Raw genomic sequence first — 17,178 nt, 5'->3', positions numbered from 1 at the left:
CGGCAATAGTATAGGTGTCGTTCTTAACAAATTCAGGAGCGGCACCCATGGCCAAGAAAATCCAGAAAATCCTTATCCGCCAGAAAACCTTGATGGAAATGCTCGATCTCTCCAGCAGTGGGTTCTATGAGCTGAAGAAGCGTGATCCCACCTTTCCTAGGCCGATCAAGGATGGCAGTTCTCAGCAGGCTCCAGCCTTTTATGTGTATGAGGAGGTTCGTTGCTGGCTGATTGACCGGATTACAGCTCGGGATGAAAAGCGTTGATTGAGTTCGCTTTGGATAGTCACACCTCTCTTGGGTTGTATCAGTGTCGAAGTTCGACAGGCAAATGCTACATCAGGAGCTTGGCAGCATGAGTTCGTAACCAATCCCTGCGCTCAGGGTAATCCGGCATCACCCGCGCCATCTCCCGCCAGAACTCCGGGGAATGGTCATGGCGTATCAGGTGGCAGAGTTCGTGAATCACCACGTAATCCACCATCCGGTTAGGTGCCATCATAATCTGCCAGTTAAATTCTAGCTTGCCCTTGGTAGTGCAGCTGCCCCAGCGGGATTTGAAGGTGCGGATGCCAACTCCGGCAGGCTCTACGCCAACCATGGGCACGAAGCGGTTCACCTTCTCGGTCAGCTTCTGTTCAGCCTTCCGTTTGTACCAGCGTACAAGGGCATTGCGGACCATGTGGGGTTGTTCGGTGCCGTTGGGTACGGTGACCACCAATCGTCCGTTCAACAGCTTCACAGGCGCGAAGTTGCCTGTTTCTAACTTTAGCCGATAGTTGCGCCCCAGATAACTGAAGGCTTCGCCAGACACATAGCGTTTGCTGCTGGCGGGTGTCATTTCCTGGTGCAGGGTGATCTTCTCCTTGATCCAGCGGCGTTTGGCTGCCAGTAACTGGTCGATCTTTTCGGCAGGGGTGTTCACGGGCACCACCACAGACACGGCACCGTCTTCCACCCGAATATCCGCAGACTTGCGGCGGTTGGTGCGGATGACTTCAGCAATGAAGCCGTGGGCATCCCGGTATTCTGGTTTATGTGCAGCTGCCATCATTTGAACTTGTTCTGTGCCAGTTCCATGAACCGATCCTGAACCACGTTGACCAGTGCTTTTTCACCAAACGAACAATCCAGAACCGCCCGTTTGATTTCTTTCTTCATCCGCTTCACTTCGTCCGGTTTGCTGAAGAAGTCCACAATCTGGGTGGCTTCATCGAACATGCCCACCAGGTCCTGGCTGGTTGCCTTGATCTCGTCGTGTACGGCTTCGCTGATGGCATCTTCACCGGCATGGCTGGTCACTTCCGCCATCAGGATGTTGTAGAACGCGAATTCGGTTTCGCTCAGCCCCAGATCGTCCGCCGCCTGTTTGTGTTCGGACTCCATGCTATCGACCATCTGAAGCAGCAGTTCCAGCTGCTGGTCCCACTTGCCCGCCGTCTTTTCGATTATGTCCCGCAGTCGAAGGCTCAGGGACTTGTAGTATTCCGGGTCTTCGTCCAGGTTCACCGTAATGTGGTGTTTGATGGCGCTTTCGATTTCGGAGGCGCGGGATTCGGGGGATTTGATCTGCTCCACCGTCTCCTTGAAGTTCGCTGCCATCAGGTCCACGGGTGGAATCTTCGGGTCTACCCCGGTGCTGATGATGTGTTCGTCCACCAGCTGGCGGACTTTCGCCCCAGCATCGCTAATGTTCAGTCCGGGGTCCCGGTAGCGGTTACGGGCGGCGTTCTGCACCTTACCCCACAACTTCAGGTCCGGAATGAACGGCTTGGCGGCGGTGTCCGGCAGGATCACCTCCATCTGCTTGGCGAACTTCCTGAACGCCAGTTCGAACTGCTGGCGGGTGTCTTCATCTTTCAGGTGCAGCACGTAATCATCCACGTCTGTACCTTTCACCCCGACAAAGATGGCAGCCACACGGGTGTGAGCCGATTTCAGGCGCGGTATCTCGTCTTTCAGGGTGTGGTAGGCGCCTTCTACGTCCTCACTGCTGAACTGCTTCAGCGCGTCGGTCAGGTAGTCTGACAGCCCGTAGTAATCCACCACGTAACCGCAGGCTTTACCTTTATAGGTTCGGTTCACCCGTGCGATTGCCTGCATCAAGGTATGGTCTTTCAGGCTCCGATCGATATACATCACCTGTGCAATGGGCGCATCGAAGCCAGTCAGCAACATATCCTTCACGATCAGGAAGCTGGTGGGGTCTTCATCCATCGGTTTGGTGAAGTTCTTGATTACCTGCTTCTGGTGTGCGGTGTCGGTGTATTGGCTCAGGTATGCCGGGTCGTTGTGGGTGCCGGAAATGATCACTTCGGAAGGGGGCGCTTCCAGGTCGTCCAAGGTCTTCTTGAACACCGTGGCAGCATGGCGGCTGCCCACCACAATCATGGCTTTGAAGCCGTTGGGCTGAATCTTTTCCCGGTAATGCTTCAGCAGGTCGATACACACCCAGCGAATACGTGCAGGGGCTTCCCGTACTGCGCGTTCCACACCGTATTTCTTTTTGATTTCCCGCTTTTCGTCGTCGCTTTTGTCTTTGAAATATTCTTCAAACAGCGCGTCCAGGGAGTCGCCCACTACATCGCTCTGAACCTGGCGACCTTCGTAGATGATGCGTACCGTGGCACCGTCATCCACTGCTTCGTTGATTTTGTACTTGTCGATGTAGCCGCCGAAGGCTGTGTCCATCTTCTGGGATTTCAGCAGGGGAGTGCCGGTAAAACCGATCTTCGGGGCGTTGGGCAGGGCGGTATTGATGGTCATTGCCAGCCCGCCAAACTGGGTGCGGTGGGCTTCATCCGCGAGCACGATGATCTTGTCGCTGGGGTTCAGGTCGGTGAAATCGCCTTCCTGTTCCGCTTCCTGAAACTTCTGCACCATGGCGGTCACAATGTCGGAAGAATCTTTGGAGAGCAGTTCCTTCAGGTCCGCTACTGATCCGGCGTTATAAATGGTTTCGTTCTGCGCATCCCGGAAGGTTTTCGATAGCTGCCCGTCCAGCTGGGTGCGGTCGGTGACGAACACCAGCTTGTACTGCTTCAGCTCCGGGTCACGGCGCATCTTCACCGCCAGCATAACCATCGTCAGGGACTTGCCGGAGCCTTGGGTATGCCAGACTACCCCGGACTTTTCCTTGCGCGTGGTGCCGTTCTTGAGGCGTTCTAGGGCCTTGTTCACTGCCCGGTACTGCTGATACCGCGCTACCTTCTTTATTAGGCGACCGTCTACCGGCTCAAACAGGGTGAAGTTCCGCATCAGGTCCAGGAAGCTGGCTGGGTTAAACATGCCAGCAAGCAACCGCTGTTGTGGGGTGACTTCGCCTGAACGGGTTCCGGCACCTGAAGCGACCTGTTTAGCGGCAACCAGGTACTCCGGTGAGGGCACGTCTCCCGTCTTGTGGCTGGATGCTGTCGAGCCTGTAGAGATGAAGGCTGGCTGTTGCACCGTCGCCTGAATATCCGCATCCGTGAACGGGTAAGCATCCTTCCAGTCCCCGTAATGCTGCGCACTGGAGCTGATTGTGCCCACCTTCGCCTGATCGCGGCAGGTAGAGACCATCAGCTGGTTGTACCAGAACAGCTTTTGGGCACCTTCATCGTCTTCCGGCGAACGCAGGTTGGCGTACCGGCGCAGTTGGTTGATGCCTTCGGCGACCGCGTCGGCAGTATATGGCGATTTGCACTCAATCACCGCCAGCGGCAAGCCGTTCACGAAGCAAACAATATCGGGGATGATGTTCTGGTTGATGCCTTCAACTTTGAACTGATTGGTGCAAAGGAATTCATTGTTGTCGGGATTGTCGAAGTCGATGATCTTGACCGTCTGCCCCTTTCGACCGGCACCGAGGTCCTGCTCCACCGACAGGTAGTTCACCAGCAGGTCGTAGATGGACTGGTTGTATTCCATCAACCCCGCGTGGTTGGGGTGGGTGAACTCGCGGATGACTTTGCGCAGGTTCTCGTCACTGATCCATGGGTTCAGCCGGACCACGGCAGCTTCCAGCCGTTTGGACAGCACCACATCCCGGTAGTAGCCCCGTTCACCTGACTCTGAACCTGCGGCTGTCGGCACCAACGCCGATCCCGGTAAATAATTCCAGCCAAGGCGTGTTAGTTGTTCGATGGCGGGCAGTTCAACCTTTTCGACTTCATCCTGAAACAAGGAAAGCTCCCTGGTAAGCATGTGCCTGCTGCGAGAGGCAACTAATTGGTATTAACCTAGATTAGCAGTTTGAAGGGAAAAATTGGATGTCAGCCGGCCCGCCATCGGGCCAGGCGCTTATCACATTCGTCCTCAGGCAAGCGGGCCCCGGCCTTGAGCATTGCCGTTAATGCGGTGAACAGCTCCGTGGGTGGTAGAACCCGGTGGTGTTCCAGTTCATCCAATATCCAGAGCACGCCTCGAACATCCAACGAGGCGCGTCGGCCGGATTTACGGAGAGCGCCATCATTAGTCAACAAAGTCCAGCCCCGCTCCCTGGCCATGAAGTAGCAGGACACATCCGCCAGCGAGGAGTTATTCAGCGTCTGCTTTAGACCAAACAACTCCAGGGTTTCATCACCGCTGATCGCTTCGATGACGAGTCCCATGTCTTGCAGTTGCGCCCCGGGTGGTTTCCGAAGCTCCCGCCACACAAAATCCGTGGTGACGAACTGGTGTGGCAACTGAAAGACGTTTTCCAGCAGGTTACTGTGGTGCAGGTCGATCCAGATGTTGGTATCAGAAACGAGAATTTTCGTGGGCATCGGCGCCGTCACCTGCTTGTCCGTTAGCCATCACATCCTCGATCTCTCCCAGACCGACACCCAGTAATTCCGCCGCTCTGGATGGAGTTACAAGCCCCTCAGCCAGCGCCCTGTAAACGAGTTGGCGCAGGCGATAGGTTTTTTCCGGCTCCAGATCTCTTGGCTCGTTTTTTCGATAACCCTGGGACGACCAGAACCGGAAAGTGCTTTGGTAAAAACCCTGCTGAATAATGCCCAAGTCATAGAGACGCCGAAGTATAGCTTGAATGGAAATACCCCATTCCTCTTTGGCAAGCAGGAACTCTTCGAGCAATACGCGGCTTCGATATTGGCCAAAAGTCGCCCGAACCTGGCTAGCAGGAAATAGAAACGCACCGGCAAAACGGTGGCACCAGTTTTCTTCTTCGCGAGTGCCATGAATGTCATCGGGAATGTTCATCACCAGATGACCGAGTTCGTGGGCCAGATTGAACCGTTGCCGTTCTCCCGGGCGAGAGGTGTTGCTGACGATAACTGCATCAGCGCCATCATTGACCACCGCGCACAAACCATCGAACTTCTCATGGGCCTCAAGACCGACAACCTTGATGCCGTTCTCTTCCAGAGTCTCGGTGAGGTTGGCAATCGGATTGGTACCCAGGTGCCAAGCTTTCCGCAGGTCTTCGGCTGCCTTTTCGATCTCGTCGGTGTTCGACACCCGAAAATGTTCCCGCCACTGGGCGAAACCGTTATCGTCATTTTCGTTATCAAACAGACGTTCGGCAGCCAGGTAGCGCTCCAGGTGCTCTCGAACCTGTTCTTTAACCGCTTCCTGATGCTTCTTACCGAACGCCGAATGCTTTCGAAAATCCACCTCGCCCAGTTCGACGGAATCCGAGCGGAAGAAGTATTCAGGATTCACGCCCAGCACATCCGCCAGCTGAATCAAGCGAGTTGAATTGGGCGCATCCTTACCCTGCTCATATTTCGACAGAGCCTGTTTGGTGATGTCCCCCATCTGGTCGGCGACCTGCTGCAGGGACATATTTTTCAGGACTCGTGCACGACGCAACCGATCATGCAACATGGCTCTCTTCCTTAACGTTGACAACTATTGGTTGACGATTTTAGTTTATGCTTGACGAGTGTCAACCTGATAGGTAGATTGGTTACACAAACACACAAGATGTAGTGTTTTTCGTCTCAAACTTGAAGTGGCGGAGTAGCAGGAGAGTCTGAAGGGCTTTCTCTGGAAAGATACCCGGCTCGGGTGGGGGCCCGAACCGGGAGGACGCAAAAGAGCAGGACTCAGCATGGCGGCCCTGTTCTCTTGGCAGGTTGCAATCGCATATTGCGCACGAAAGAGTAGACCTCACCGCGCAGCACGTCAACTTTGCGAAGTTTCCAAGGCCGTGGTAATTGCAGGAGATGGTCCCATGGCTCGCAAAGACGACTATGAGATTATTTTCCGCCCTTACATCCGTAAGAACGGAAAGATCATCCGCCCGAAGAAGGGCAAGGTCTTTCCGATCAAGGTTCGTAAGAAGCGGTGATGGAACGGCGGGGACGGTTGTCCCCGCCGAATTTCATGCGACTGCTGTTTCGTTCTCGCCGACGTTGACTCTGACCTTGCCAGTTAACAGGTCCTGCATGAGGGCTTTTTTCAGTCCTGTCAGGTGAGCAACCTTTGTTTCCCTTTCCTCCAACAATGTTGCTACTGACTGGATTGCACTGCTGATTCCTCGCTGCTCAGCCAACGGAGGGACTTTAAGCAGAATTTTCCCGCAATCGGGCACCCTTAAATGTGGTGTGGTGCTACCACCGCTCAAGTCTTCAATCTGATTCTGACAGTATTCGCTAAGCATGGACCAGAGCAGAAAGCCTGAGTCCAGCTTCTCAGACGCTGCCCGGTAAACCATTGTACGCTGCCCAAGAAATAACCCCTTAGCATCCCTGACTAGCCCACACTCACCAACGGGTGCTTCTCTGGTAAAGATCAAATCGCCCGCCTTAAGTGCAAGACGTCTGCTCCAAGACTTGAACGTCTTTTGGCTAACGTAGCGCATCCCATCCATCACAATTCGTCCGTTACGAACGTTTGTCGTGCGAATCATTCTGTACGGTGTAACGTGGTCTACAACTGGAGCAGTTTTGTTCACGCAATCGACGATGTTACTGCATAAGTCAGAAATGTAACGAACGTCCCACGACGCAGGTATCCACCCCACCGGCGAATCTTTGAACTCCGTATGACCAATTCCTTTGGTCAACAACTCCTGCATCATGCCGGTTTTCAGGTCTTTCAGTTTGTCGATCTGTGCGCGTGTTTTTTCGATCACGTCATCGACGGATGACAGGATGGCTGCGATTTTTTGTTGTTCGGGGAGTGGAGGATGCGGGACTAGGAGCGTCACCATATCTCGCTGGAAAATATGGGGTACTGAGCTCCCTGAGATTTTTTCCTTGATGATCTTTTGAAATTTGTCGCCCTGAAGATAGAAGTAAATAAATTTGGAATAGAACATTTTCTCGGGGCGAATTAGCATCATCGTCCCGTTGATAGTGGCCCGCCCAGGCATGTTTTCCACATAGCCTAACCTACCGATGGTTCCATCTTTGGAAATGACGACATCGTGTTCTCTTAGTTGTATTTCCGGGGACTCTTCATAACGGAAGTCATCAATGTGATCACATTTTTCCCAATCTATTCTGGCACCTTTGATGTGCGTACCCGCGATGAGGTAGGCACCCGACTCTGTATACTCATTGCTACTAAGCCCCCGCCACCCAATGCGGGCTTTTATATGGGCATGTTCACCAAGCGCAACCTCCTTCCAATTGTCGGCGGCAGCCTTACTCATACCCCAACTCCTTCAAATAACCATTCATCACGCTTTCTGCTTCAGTCACCTGTGCGTCCAGTTCGTTCAGTGATACCCGATACTTATCCCACCAGCGTTCCAGCTGGGTGACAACCTTGGCATCCACATCTCTGAGCGCTTCCCGAATGGCTTCTTTGGTATCAATCTCTGGCTTGAAGTCGTAGTAGTCCGCATCCCGCTTCACAAACACCGTGGACACATCGAAGTCTTCCAGAATCTCTTCCCGGATGTACTCGCTTTCCACTTCCCGCACCGGGATGCCACCGTGCAGGATGGCGCGCACGTCGAAGATTTCCGGGGGCGGGCTGGTGTCGGCGTAGCGGCGGATGTTCAGGTTGTAATCGTTTTCGGAAATTTCAGCCAGAGTGACGACTTTTGAATAGCGTTTGATTTCAGCGTAGTCGTTGAAGGTCTGGACGATCTTTTCAATGTCCTGCTGGCGGAGTTTGTTCTGGTTCTTACCTTCTTCGTATTCCAGTTCGCTGTTGATGAACAGCACCTTGCCCCTACGGTCTGCCGGTTTGTTCTTGTTGATGATCAACAAGCAGGCGGGAATACCGGTGCCGTAGAACAGGGCAGCCGGTAAGCCAACCACGGCTTCCAGCAGGTCATCGTTCAGAATGCCCTGGCGAATGGCTTTTTCGCTGGAACCCCGGAACAGCACACCGTGGGGCATGACCACGCCCATCATGCCTTCGGCGTTCAGGCTGGCAATCATGTGCTGGACGAACGCCAGGTCACCGGCATCCTTGGGCGGTGTTCCATAGGGGAAGCGACCGTAGGAATCGCTGTCCGCTTCGTCTTTGCCCCACTTCTTCAGGCTGAAAGGCGGATTGGCAATTACCCGGTCAAAGGTCATCAGTTCCCCGTGCTGGGTGTGCTGGGGTTCGCGCAGGGTGTCACCCTTGCGAATGTCCGCACTGTAGACCCCGTGCAGGAACATGTTCATCTTGCAGATTGCCCAGGTGTTCAGGTTCATCTCCTGACCGAATAGGGACAAGTTGGACGGGTTTTCTCCGTGGGCTGCAAGATGGTTCCGGGTCTGTACCAGCATACCGCCAGAACCGGCAGTGGGGTCATATATACGCATCCCGGCATGGGGTTTCAGCAGGGCAACCAGCAGCTGCACCACTTCAGACGGGGTGTAGAACTCACCGCCTTTTTTACCGGCGCTGTCCGCGAACATCTTGATCAGGTACTCGTAGGCGGTGCCCAGCAGGTCCGGACGTTCGAAGTCTTCATTGCGCAGACGGTAGCGGCTGAAGTGGCTGAGTAGGTCACGCAGCTTTTTGTCCGACAGCTTGTTCTTGATGTTGAAGTCGATGGACACCAGCACCCCTTCCAGAACGGGGTTGTATTCCTCAATGGCTTCGGTAGCAGTGTTCAGTTCAGAGCCAATGTCGTGCTTCAGGTCTTTGATAGCACCCCAGCGGGCAATGGGTGGTATATAGAAGGTCTTGTCGTATTCGTCTTCATCGTCCGCCAGCTCACGGGCTTGGTCTTCGGTCCTGCCCTTGTCCATGTAATACCGGACAACGCCTTCCTGTGCTTCTTCGAACGCATCCGACAGGCGCTTGAGGAACATCATTCCGAAGATGTAGTGCTTGTATTCAGAGGCGTCCATGTTGCCGCGCAGAATGTCGGCGGCTTCCCACAGGAAGGATTCAAGTTGCTGAAGGGTGATGTTGTGGCTCATTCAATGGCTTCCATCTACTGCAATGAGCATGGGGCGTGTGCTGAACACGGACGGGCAACAATCAGTTTGGCCCCATGCGGGTGAAAACGGGTTTGAGTTTATCGACCAGGGCCTGTGCCGGCAATGTGCATCGCCGGATACCAAGAGCTCATTCGGCCGCAGTGGACTCCAACTGGACTCCAAAGGCACTTAGAGCCGCTTTTTTGTAAGGTCGTGCTGCGGCGCAATTTGCGTAAGTCCATTTCGAGTACACTTCGGGTCCACTTGCCGTGCTCACCTTTCTTGCTAGACCCTTCTTCTTTGGGAGCAAGCCGGGACTCTGGGTGTGGGATATTCTTGAGTTTACGTGGAAAATTCGCGTTTTCACGCGTTGAGCTCTTCAGAGCAATGCGCCAGACTTATCATCAAATCCTCACTTCCATTTTTGGACTACGAGGGGTGCTAGCTGGGCATTTTAAATAATCAGCATTTACAACCGGCTTCGCCGGACCCAGAAATGACCCCCGTGATCACCCTCCTCAATGGATCTCCGAGATCCAACCCAAAACTGCTGGCCACGCCAGCAACTCCCGCACGTGCGTCTATCAACGCCAACACAAAAACCGATCTGCTAACCACTCAGCAGTGCTGCTGTTTACATAGTGAGATGGATATAGGAAAGAGACTTGCAAATAAAATGATATCAGTAAGTTGCAAGCCTGATCACTGACCGAAAATTGCGGAAACGGTCTACGTTAACTCCGCAACTGAGCAACAAGGACCGTTACCAGCGCATCATCGTTGGCTGCTCGCCTCCCCGGTCATCCCACCGCCGTTCGGCAAACCCTCCGTTGCGATATCTCGCTGATTACGAGATGCCGCTCCCCGTACACGCTGTCGATTCTCGATCTCGTGTTCACGGCTCGCAATCGAGACGCAAACGTGCTGATACAGCAGCACGATGGATGCTCCCACCGTCAAGGCGCCTTCAAAGCTTTGGCACAGTCACACTTAATGCGGACTACGGGGCGGAGCATCAGCGTGGGGACCCGCTCTTAGCCCCAGATTCCGCATGGTCGGCCACGCACTCTGTATTCATGATTTTTCAACAGAACGGAGGATGGAATGAGCAACAAATCTGTCAAAAGAGGCCGCCGCTCTGCCAAGCGGAAAAAACCGGCGTACAGGCGGAATTACAGCTGTGGCAAAAAACTGAGCGAGGCTATTCATAGGGCGTTGGACCAGCACTACGGTTCAGACAGCCACTTCAACACCCGAGCAACCCACAAACGCCGCTCTGCTGTATTTGTGCGCTACTGCAAACGCTGTCGGATGAACGATGCTAGGAAAATCGATCGGGAATTGATCCTTCAATTCGGGGCCTACATCAAAGCCCGATTGAATGGTGACTACGAGTGGCCTGATGGGGATGTCGATGAGCAAATCAGCGTCGCATACGCACACAATGCCATCAGCACGGTTAACACCATCATGCGCGCATTTCGTTGTGATGACGCTCTGAAAGTATCCGCGAGGGAAGTTCTAGGGGTTTGCAGGAAATCGGTTCGGACCAACGAAATTAAGGCAGACGTGTTGGATGCCAGATACGCAGCCAACGTGGCAATCGCCGCTGGATACGAGCTTGGTGCTGCCGTGATTCTATTGGCTCGTGCTTGGGGTATGCGAGTTAGAGAGTGCATCCTTCAAGATCTTGATCGCATGAAGCGGGAAATCGAGGCCACCGGTGAAGCTACGATTCTTGAAGGCTGCAAAGGTGGAAGGCGTTCGAAAGACCGCACCATCAAGGCGAATGAATTTCGAATGGAAGCGTTGCGATATGCCATCGAGGTTCGACCGGAAGGATCCCGAAATCTGTTGTCGAAAACCGACACGGTAAAGTCGTTTTTGCTGAACGACGTAAATCCATGCCGGCAGTTTTTGCAGTCATCCGGAATTCCTCACTTCATGGAACTCAGGGCGGGTTTTGCCCAGGATATCTACGAGGAAGTAATGGGCGGGCCGTCGCCGCTGAAAGAGCCAATTCGAGACAAAATCATGGACCGGCTTGCCAGGGAGGAAGTGGCCAGGCAGCTGGGCCACAACAGAGTGTCAGTAGCCAGTTCTTATGTGGGAGGAACGCGCGATGCAGCTTGACAACATTTTGCGGCGATTGGATTTCAGTGCACTCAGTGAAACGGAGCGGAAACGGTACATCAACCGGATGATCCGGATTGTTTCGGTAATTGAGGCGCAATTCCCTCACGTAACCCGGCCAGAGCAGATTAAGTTGAAAAATTGTCAGTTCTTTCGGAATGTTTGGCTGCCAGCCCATTCGTCGTCTGACGCAACAAAAAGCGAATATATGCGTGCACTTGGACTGATTATCAGAGCGACAGGACGCCCAGAAACGTGGATGGGCGCTCTCGGTGGAAAGACTTCGACGGAGCAAGGAGGCCGTCCAACGAAAATCGGTGTTAAACAGTCGAAAAAGTTCTACCGTTAGCAGATGAGGGATCGGATGGAAATGCAGAATTGGAGAGGTTCCCACAATGCCGGTACATGACAGTGAGACTCACGACCAGGAACTGCTACAGCTGAAACAGGCAGCCTGGCAGGACGTGCTTGAACTATTCGAAGGAGACGAAGCTGTGGCCCGGGACTGGATAGGGCACCCCCGGCTGTTTTTGGGCAATGTCGCGCCGGAATGTTTGCTGAAGACTCAAGCGGACATTGTTCGGCTGCAGCGTTATATACAGCAAATCCAGCTGGGCATAGTTCCGTAGATGTGAGAGTTTTTCTTGGCAAAGAGCCCCGGTCATTGAGGGTGTGACCGGGGCGGCTCCATAGTTATTAGTGCAGTGTGGTTGACTCATCCACCAGCAAACGCGCGCCGGTATCGAAATCCAGAGTGGCCAGAAGCCGTTCAGGTTCGTCCGAGTTCTGGTACATATCAATGCTGATCCAGCTGTCGCCGCGGTGCATTTGGACATTGATGTGCAGGTCGCCACAGCCGAATTCTGCTGAGAGTGCGGCAGCGAGCCGCTTTGCTTCGGTAATTGATTTCATAGTCAGTTTTCCTTCAGAACCAGGTGTTCGTTTTGATATCGCCAAGTTGATCCACCGATGACTTTTTGGGTGGCGTGCGCGTGATAGACGATCCTGAGTTGTCGGTGTCATCGCACAGGTTGTCGAGCGTTTCGGTGATAGTGGCGGTGCTGCCGTCGAAACAGGACAAATCCAGTGTCGCTGTGCTCCCTTTGAAGTCATCGAGAGTTTCTGCGACAGCCAGCGCTTCTTTGAGCAATGAACTGATTTGGTCGAGTACGTTCTTCATAGATAAATCTCTTGTGGAATTAGATTTTTGACCGGTCGAATTCCACAATACACGATCACAGTGTTTGACCAAGCAATTGGCCAAGAGCCAACCAACTTGTCGGGGATTAGTTGATTACTACAGGAGTATTGACATGAGTGACGCGCGGGCTGTGGCCGAGCTGAGGGAGCAGGTCTATTGTGAGGTCCTGGAGCTTTTCGAAGACGATAGAGTGACAGCTGAACTATGGCTGTCATCTCCGATCCGGGCTATAGGCAATCAAGCGCCGGTTACGCTGATGGACACCGAGGCGGGGCTCTTAAAACTGAGGAACGTGATTAAAAAATGGCAAGAGGGAGCTGTTTCATAGAACATGATTATTCGAGCTTTGACCAGTCTCAAAGATGGGCTTCCTAAACAAAAGCGAACCTTGGGTACTGTCGTGACCATCGGCGATGACGGTAGCTTCTAACAGTTACTCCGCTACCAATTCTGCCTTGATGCGGGGCTTGTTCGAAGGGCCATTTCGAATGTGTCAGTCTCTTAGCTACGCCAAAAATGAGGCGAGAACATCACAAAGACACTGAGTAACTCCAATCTCCCCAGCAACATCGCCGCCATCAATACCCATTTAGCTCCGTCCGGCAAGGTTTGAAAATTACCAGCGGGACCAATAGTGTCGCCCAGGCCAGGCCCAACATTCGCCAATGCTGTAGCGGCTCCGGTCAAACTCGTCACAAGGTCGAGGCCCAGCGCAGCAAGGATGGCAGCGACGACAGCAAGTGTCGCAAGAAAGATGAATGAAAAGGCAACACTGGACGCTACGATTTCATCGCTGATGATTCGTCCGTTGTAGTGTCTCGCAATTACTGCGTTCGGATGTAGCAGCCGGAGTACTTGCTCACGTAACAGCAGCATGGACAGCTGAAAACGAAACATCTTCATGCCACCACTGGTAGAGCCAGAACACCCTCCCACGAATGTAAGAAAGAAAAACAGTACCACCACGAAGGGGCCCCAGAGCGAATAGTCCTGAGATGCATAACCGGTAGTTGTGACTACCGATGTCACGTTAAACAAAGCATGAACGAAGGCATCGACCGGAAACGCCCCCTCATTCACCACTCTATAAATGGTAATCAGGCATGCGATCAACAAAAGGAACTTAAGGAAAAAGCGGATCTGTTGGTCTCTCAGTATGGGTTGAACCTGGCCATTCAGTAACCTGACGAAGAGAAAGAACGGTATGCCCCCCAGCATCATGAAGAGGCTTGATGCGAAAAGAATGGAGAGCTGGTCAAACTGACCCATCGAGCTGTCTGACGTTGAGTAGCCTCCCGTAGAAACTGTAGTCAGGGCATGATTTACCGCGTTGAAAAGGTCCATCCCCAATGCCCAGTAGGTCAGGATGCAACCAAGCGTCAGTGCGAGGTAACTGAACACCAGTCCACGGGCTAAACGATTGGTGCGCGGCACCGCCTTCTCTGTCCACTCGGACGATTCAGTGGCAAAAAGGCGCATACCACCAATCCTGAGGAATGGCAGGATTGCCACCGCCATGCCGATGATTCCAATGCCGCCCATCCATTGCATGATCGACCGCCACAGCAAGATGTCCCCCGGGAGGTTATCGAGACCACTCATAACTGTGGAGCCGGTGGTTGTTACCCCGGAAATACTTTCGAAAAAAGCGTCCGTCACGCTAAGTTTGAGATCGCTCAGCAGCAACGGAAGGCTGGAAAATAACGGAATGAACACCCAGGCGGAAACGGTGAGGATGAACATCTGCCTCTGTTTCAACGCATATCGCTTTCGACCAGCACTGAAGAAGCAGACCAGTCCTACGCCAAAACAAATACTTGCGGATTTCACGAAAGCCAGCCAATCCGGTGTGTCGCCGAACATCAGCAGGTTTACAGGCAGGGTCATCAAAAAACTTAGGAGAATCAGCAGAAAGCCAAGTATTTGTATAACAGGAAGGATATTAAACAGAGCCATCATCAGGATCGCCCAGACCGTTCACGTATGATTTTCGCCAACATGCAGCCAATTACGGCTCCCGTCAGTTGCGCATAAGTTGAAAACCCTGCGTAGAGCAGCTCCGCTCTGGTATGAGTTTCAACATAATCACCTGGAAGTGCAGCAAGAGTGGCAATGCCTGCCAACAAGAATCCCCATCTTGCATTGTATACCCATGCAAAAAAGACGACGGGTGCCAGATAAGGAAATATCGACGCCACTGGCTGGGAAGCCTGTCTGTTCGCTATAGCCAAAAAACCGAGCCAAGCCAGCGCAATCACGGCATGGCCCAGAAATCCCGGTTTCAATCGATAGAATCCCATTGCCGACAAGCCCTGCTCTCGACCAAATTTGCATCAGACGGCGTAAGGAGATCATATTCGAGGTGGAATTAGGACGGTGCAGAACGAATTTTTACGGTATTTTTACGGCAGTGAGGGCACCGCAATCACAGGTGTATGAGAAGATTTCTTCAGCCAGTCAGTAACCGACACCGGAATCGCACCCATGATTGAAAAACAACAGTTCATTGTCATTGGCCTTGGTGTGTTTGGGGCAACGATCGCACGTGAATTAACTCGCCTCGGCCACGAGGTGCTGGGTATTGATTCGGACGAACAACGAGTTGACCGACTGGCTGATGAAATCACTCATGCAGTGATCGCGGACGTCACAGACGAAAACTCGCTCATTGAACTGAACGCCGGCAGTTACGATACCGCTGTAGTGGCCATAGGTAGGAACGTCGAAGCTACGATGCTCGCCACGCTGCAACTCCGAGAACTTGGGGTAAAGAAAGTCTGGGCCAAGGCGCTCACAAACCAGCACCATCGCATTCTGGAAAGGCTTGGGGCGACCCGAATCATTGCACCGGAATTTGAGATGGGTGTCCGGATTTCCCAGGAACTGAATTATCCGATGGTGCATGATTACCTGGGCCTGGACGATGACTATTTCATCGTGGATTTTCACACCACAGAAGACCTTGTTGACAAGACCATCGGAGAGGTGATCAACGGCGAACCAGTTGAAGCACTGGTAGTGAAGCGCATGAAGGAAGCGCACCCCCACCCGGACCACACCTGGAAGATCCGAAAAGGCGACAGGATTGTCCTCGGTGGCCAGCTTGAAGACTTGAGGGATCTGGTTAACCGCCTATGAAAATCCATTTTCTGGATCTGGTTTCCCACGGTGCCAGAGGCGAGCCTTCCGCAAAAGGAAGTATGAACCCACCGAGACTCCTGCTTGAGTCGTTTCTGGTTCTCATAGTTCTTGGCGCCTGCCTGCTCAAGTTGCCCTTTGCGACTGTTGAGCCGGTGACCTGGATGGAGGCGGCCTTTACCGCAACCTCGGCAGTCACAGTCACCGGTCTCGTGGTAGTGGACACCGGGAGTCAATACACCCTGTTTGGACAGTTAGTGATTCTGACCTTAATTCAATTGGGCGGGCTAGGATTGATGACGTTCGCGGTGCTCACGGCCCTTGCCCTGGGCTTCAAGCTCCGACTGAAGCATCAATTGGTTGCGCAGGAAGCCTTTAATGAGATCTCGCTTCAGACAGCGAGGCGAGCCAGCGGGTCGATAGCCGTATTCGCCTTAACGGCAGAAGCTATTGGCGTTGTGTTACTCGGCGTGTTTTTTGTCCCGGAGTTGGGGTGGTGGGAGGGTCTCTACCAGGCCTTGTTCTACACGATTTCAGCGTTTAACAATGCCGGCTTCGCTCTTTCACCAGATAGCCTTTCCGCCTACGTTGACCATCCGGGCATCAGTCTGTCCGTCACGGCCCTGTTTATCACAGGTGGCCTGGGTTACATCGTCATCATGGAGCTTTTTGATAAGCGATGTTGGTCGAGGTTGTCGGTTTACGTCAAAGTCATCCTTTTGGCCACCCTACTGCTGAACCTGTTCGCTACCGGCGCCATCCTCATCCTGGAATTTGGCAATCCAGCGACTCTTGGCGCACTGGATAGTTTCTGGGACAAGCTCCTGGCTGCCTGGTTTCAGGGCGTGACACCACGAACCGCAGGTTTCAACACCCTCGATATTGGATCGTTAACCGCCGGCAGCAGTGTGCTGATGCTGCTTCTAATGTTCATCGGTGGTGCCCCGAACTCCACATCCAGTGGTATCAAAATCTCGACATTCGTCATTATGCTTGCCGCAACCCGTTCGTTTTTGCGGGGAAATCTGAACGTGAGCTTTTTCAAACGCTCCCTGAGTAGCGAGACGGTGCTCAAGGCCCTCGCCACAGCGACCATCGGGATGGCGGTGGTCTTCCTGGGCGTCATTTCACTGAGCATCCTGGTTGAGGATGAGTTTCTGGACATCGCGTTTGAGGTGGTTTCCGCGTTCGGCACCGTTGGTCTTTCGCGGGGTACGACGGGCGAGCTGGGTACCGCTGGCCAGCTGATTATCATGGCGACCATGCTGATTGGCCGTCTGGGGCCTCTTACCCTGGGATATACCCTGACGGTCCGTCGCAAATCCCGCGTCCGCTACGCGAAAACAGAATTCCCTGTGGGATGACCAAGTATCAGGCAGCCACCGCCTCACTATCGTTGGGG

General features: G+C 53.3%; 16 protein-coding genes. 7 read left to right on the top strand and 9 right to left on the bottom strand.

The window, feature by feature from the left end:
• Window positions 1–47 precede the first annotated feature (47 nt).
• Window positions 48–266, top strand: a complete 219-nt coding sequence (locus Q674_RS24625; protein ID WP_022991843.1) for a helix-turn-helix transcriptional regulator — start codon at window positions 48–50, stop codon at window positions 264–266.
• Window positions 267–333: 67 nt separating this feature from the next.
• On the opposite strand, the gene Q674_RS24620 is transcribed toward Q674_RS24625, so the two are convergent.
• The 6 genes from Q674_RS24620 to Q674_RS24600 all read right to left on the bottom strand — a co-directional run bounded on the left by Q674_RS24620 (window position 334) and on the right by Q674_RS24600 (window position 9,304).
• Window positions 334–1,053 carry a M48 family metallopeptidase gene (locus tag Q674_RS24620; protein WP_023008072.1) on the bottom strand — a complete coding sequence of 240 codons (720 nt, stop codon included), beginning with the start codon at window positions 1,051–1,053 and terminating at the stop codon, window positions 334–336.
• The gene (locus Q674_RS24615; RefSeq protein ID WP_031209762.1) at window positions 1,050–4,163 is read right to left on the bottom strand and encodes a type I restriction endonuclease subunit R; all 3,114 of its coding nucleotides are present in this window, start codon (window positions 4,161–4,163) and stop codon (window positions 1,050–1,052) included. Before Q674_RS24615 ends, Q674_RS24620 begins: the two co-directional genes overlap by 4 nt.
• A gap of 89 nt (window positions 4,164–4,252) precedes the next feature.
• Window positions 4,253–4,747, bottom strand: coding sequence for a hypothetical protein (locus tag Q674_RS24610; RefSeq protein ID WP_023008070.1), 495 nt, complete (start codon window positions 4,745–4,747; stop codon window positions 4,253–4,255).
• Window positions 4,722–5,813, bottom strand: a complete 1,092-nt coding sequence (locus Q674_RS24605; RefSeq protein WP_023008069.1) for a helix-turn-helix domain-containing protein — start codon at window positions 5,811–5,813, stop codon at window positions 4,722–4,724. Before Q674_RS24605 ends, Q674_RS24610 begins: the two co-directional genes overlap by 26 nt.
• Before the next feature lie 499 nt (window positions 5,814–6,312).
• Complete coding sequence (locus Q674_RS40660; RefSeq protein WP_023008068.1) at window positions 6,313–7,587, bottom strand: restriction endonuclease subunit S; 1,275 nt, start codon at window positions 7,585–7,587, stop codon at window positions 6,313–6,315.
• The gene (locus tag Q674_RS24600) at window positions 7,580–9,304 is read right to left on the bottom strand and encodes a type I restriction-modification system subunit M (protein WP_023008067.1); all 1,725 of its coding nucleotides are present in this window, start codon (window positions 9,302–9,304) and stop codon (window positions 7,580–7,582) included. The genes Q674_RS40660 and Q674_RS24600 overlap by 8 nt, the downstream gene beginning before the upstream one ends.
• A 1,104-nt stretch (window positions 9,305–10,408) precedes the next feature.
• Here Q674_RS24600 and Q674_RS24595 point away from each other — a divergent pair.
• From Q674_RS24595 to Q674_RS24585, 3 genes are read left to right on the top strand one after another with little or no spacing between them, the layout of a single operon-like run.
• Window positions 10,409–11,437, top strand: coding sequence for an integrase domain-containing protein (locus Q674_RS24595; RefSeq protein WP_023008066.1), 1,029 nt, complete (start codon window positions 10,409–10,411; stop codon window positions 11,435–11,437).
• Complete coding sequence (locus tag Q674_RS24590) at window positions 11,427–11,786, top strand: hypothetical protein (RefSeq protein ID WP_023008065.1); 360 nt, start codon at window positions 11,427–11,429, stop codon at window positions 11,784–11,786. Before Q674_RS24595 ends, Q674_RS24590 begins: the two co-directional genes overlap by 11 nt.
• 46 nt (window positions 11,787–11,832) lie before the next feature.
• On the top strand, window positions 11,833–12,066 hold the full coding sequence (locus tag Q674_RS24585) for an antitoxin Xre/MbcA/ParS toxin-binding domain-containing protein (RefSeq protein ID WP_023008064.1): 234 nt from the start codon (window positions 11,833–11,835) through the stop codon (window positions 12,064–12,066).
• Window positions 12,067–12,133: 67 nt separating this feature from the next.
• On the opposite strand, the gene Q674_RS24580 is transcribed toward Q674_RS24585, so the two are convergent.
• The gene (locus tag Q674_RS24580; RefSeq protein ID WP_023008063.1) at window positions 12,134–12,349 is read right to left on the bottom strand and encodes a hypothetical protein; all 216 of its coding nucleotides are present in this window, start codon (window positions 12,347–12,349) and stop codon (window positions 12,134–12,136) included.
• 13 nt (window positions 12,350–12,362) lie between these two features.
• Window positions 12,363–12,617 (bottom strand): hypothetical protein, encoded by a 255-nt coding sequence (locus Q674_RS24575; protein WP_023008062.1) that lies wholly within the window; start codon window positions 12,615–12,617, stop codon window positions 12,363–12,365.
• A 133-nt stretch (window positions 12,618–12,750) separates the two neighbouring features.
• Here Q674_RS24575 and Q674_RS24570 point away from each other — a divergent pair, with 133 nt between their 5' ends.
• Window positions 12,751–12,966 carry an MbcA/ParS/Xre antitoxin family protein gene (locus Q674_RS24570; RefSeq protein ID WP_023008061.1) on the top strand — a complete coding sequence of 72 codons (216 nt, stop codon included), beginning with the start codon at window positions 12,751–12,753 and terminating at the stop codon, window positions 12,964–12,966.
• 173 nt (window positions 12,967–13,139) lie between these two features.
• On the opposite strand, the gene Q674_RS24565 is transcribed toward Q674_RS24570, so the two are convergent.
• On the bottom strand, window positions 13,140–14,597 hold the full coding sequence (locus Q674_RS24565; RefSeq protein ID WP_023008060.1) for a TrkH family potassium uptake protein: 1,458 nt from the start codon (window positions 14,595–14,597) through the stop codon (window positions 13,140–13,142).
• 525 nt (window positions 14,598–15,122) lie between these two features.
• On the opposite strand from Q674_RS24565, the gene Q674_RS24555 reads away from it, so the two are divergent.
• Both Q674_RS24555 and Q674_RS24550 read left to right on the top strand, forming a co-directional pair.
• Window positions 15,123–15,776 (top strand): potassium channel family protein, encoded by a 654-nt coding sequence (locus Q674_RS24555; protein ID WP_022992340.1) that lies wholly within the window; start codon window positions 15,123–15,125, stop codon window positions 15,774–15,776.
• Entirely contained in the window at window positions 15,773–17,140 is a 1,368-nt protein-coding gene (locus Q674_RS24550) for a TrkH family potassium uptake protein (protein WP_031209753.1), read from the top strand. Before Q674_RS24555 ends, Q674_RS24550 begins: the two co-directional genes overlap by 4 nt.
• Window positions 17,141–17,178: the final 38 nt, after the last annotated feature.

It is taken from the genome of Marinobacter sp. EVN1, from assembly GCF_000475375.1.
In the GTDB taxonomy this organism is placed as follows: Bacteria; Pseudomonadota; Gammaproteobacteria; order Pseudomonadales; family Oleiphilaceae; genus Marinobacter; species Marinobacter nauticus.
This window is presented reverse-complemented; position numbering and strand designations above follow the sequence as displayed.

Coding starts and splice junctions, on each gene's coding strand:
- Q674_RS24625 (WP_022991843.1), top strand. CDS start 48: ATGGCCAAGAAAATCCAGAAAATCCTTATCCGCCAGAAAACCTTGATG.
- Q674_RS24620 (WP_023008072.1), bottom strand. CDS start 1,053: ATGATGGCAGCTGCACATAAACCAGAATACCGGGATGCCCACGGCTTC.
- Q674_RS24610 (WP_023008070.1), bottom strand. CDS start 4,747: ATGCCCACGAAAATTCTCGTTTCTGATACCAACATCTGGATCGACCTG.
- Q674_RS24605 (WP_023008069.1), bottom strand. CDS start 5,813: ATGTTGCATGATCGGTTGCGTCGTGCACGAGTCCTGAAAAATATGTCC.
- Q674_RS40660 (WP_023008068.1), bottom strand. CDS start 7,587: ATGAGTAAGGCTGCCGCCGACAATTGGAAGGAGGTTGCGCTTGGTGAA.
- Q674_RS24600 (WP_023008067.1), bottom strand. CDS start 9,304: ATGAGCCACAACATCACCCTTCAGCAACTTGAATCCTTCCTGTGGGAA.
- Q674_RS24595 (WP_023008066.1), top strand. CDS start 10,409: ATGAGCAACAAATCTGTCAAAAGAGGCCGCCGCTCTGCCAAGCGGAAA.
- Q674_RS24590 (WP_023008065.1), top strand. CDS start 11,427: ATGCAGCTTGACAACATTTTGCGGCGATTGGATTTCAGTGCACTCAGT.
- Q674_RS24585 (WP_023008064.1), top strand. CDS start 11,833: ATGCCGGTACATGACAGTGAGACTCACGACCAGGAACTGCTACAGCTG.
- Q674_RS24580 (WP_023008063.1), bottom strand. CDS start 12,349: ATGAAATCAATTACCGAAGCAAAGCGGCTCGCTGCCGCACTCTCAGCA.
- Q674_RS24575 (WP_023008062.1), bottom strand. CDS start 12,617: ATGAAGAACGTACTCGACCAAATCAGTTCATTGCTCAAAGAAGCGCTG.
- Q674_RS24570 (WP_023008061.1), top strand. CDS start 12,751: ATGAGTGACGCGCGGGCTGTGGCCGAGCTGAGGGAGCAGGTCTATTGT.
- Q674_RS24565 (WP_023008060.1), bottom strand. CDS start 14,597: ATGATGGCTCTGTTTAATATCCTTCCTGTTATACAAATACTTGGCTTT.
- Q674_RS24555 (WP_022992340.1), top strand. CDS start 15,123: ATGATTGAAAAACAACAGTTCATTGTCATTGGCCTTGGTGTGTTTGGG.
- Q674_RS24550 (WP_031209753.1), top strand. CDS start 15,773: ATGAAAATCCATTTTCTGGATCTGGTTTCCCACGGTGCCAGAGGCGAG.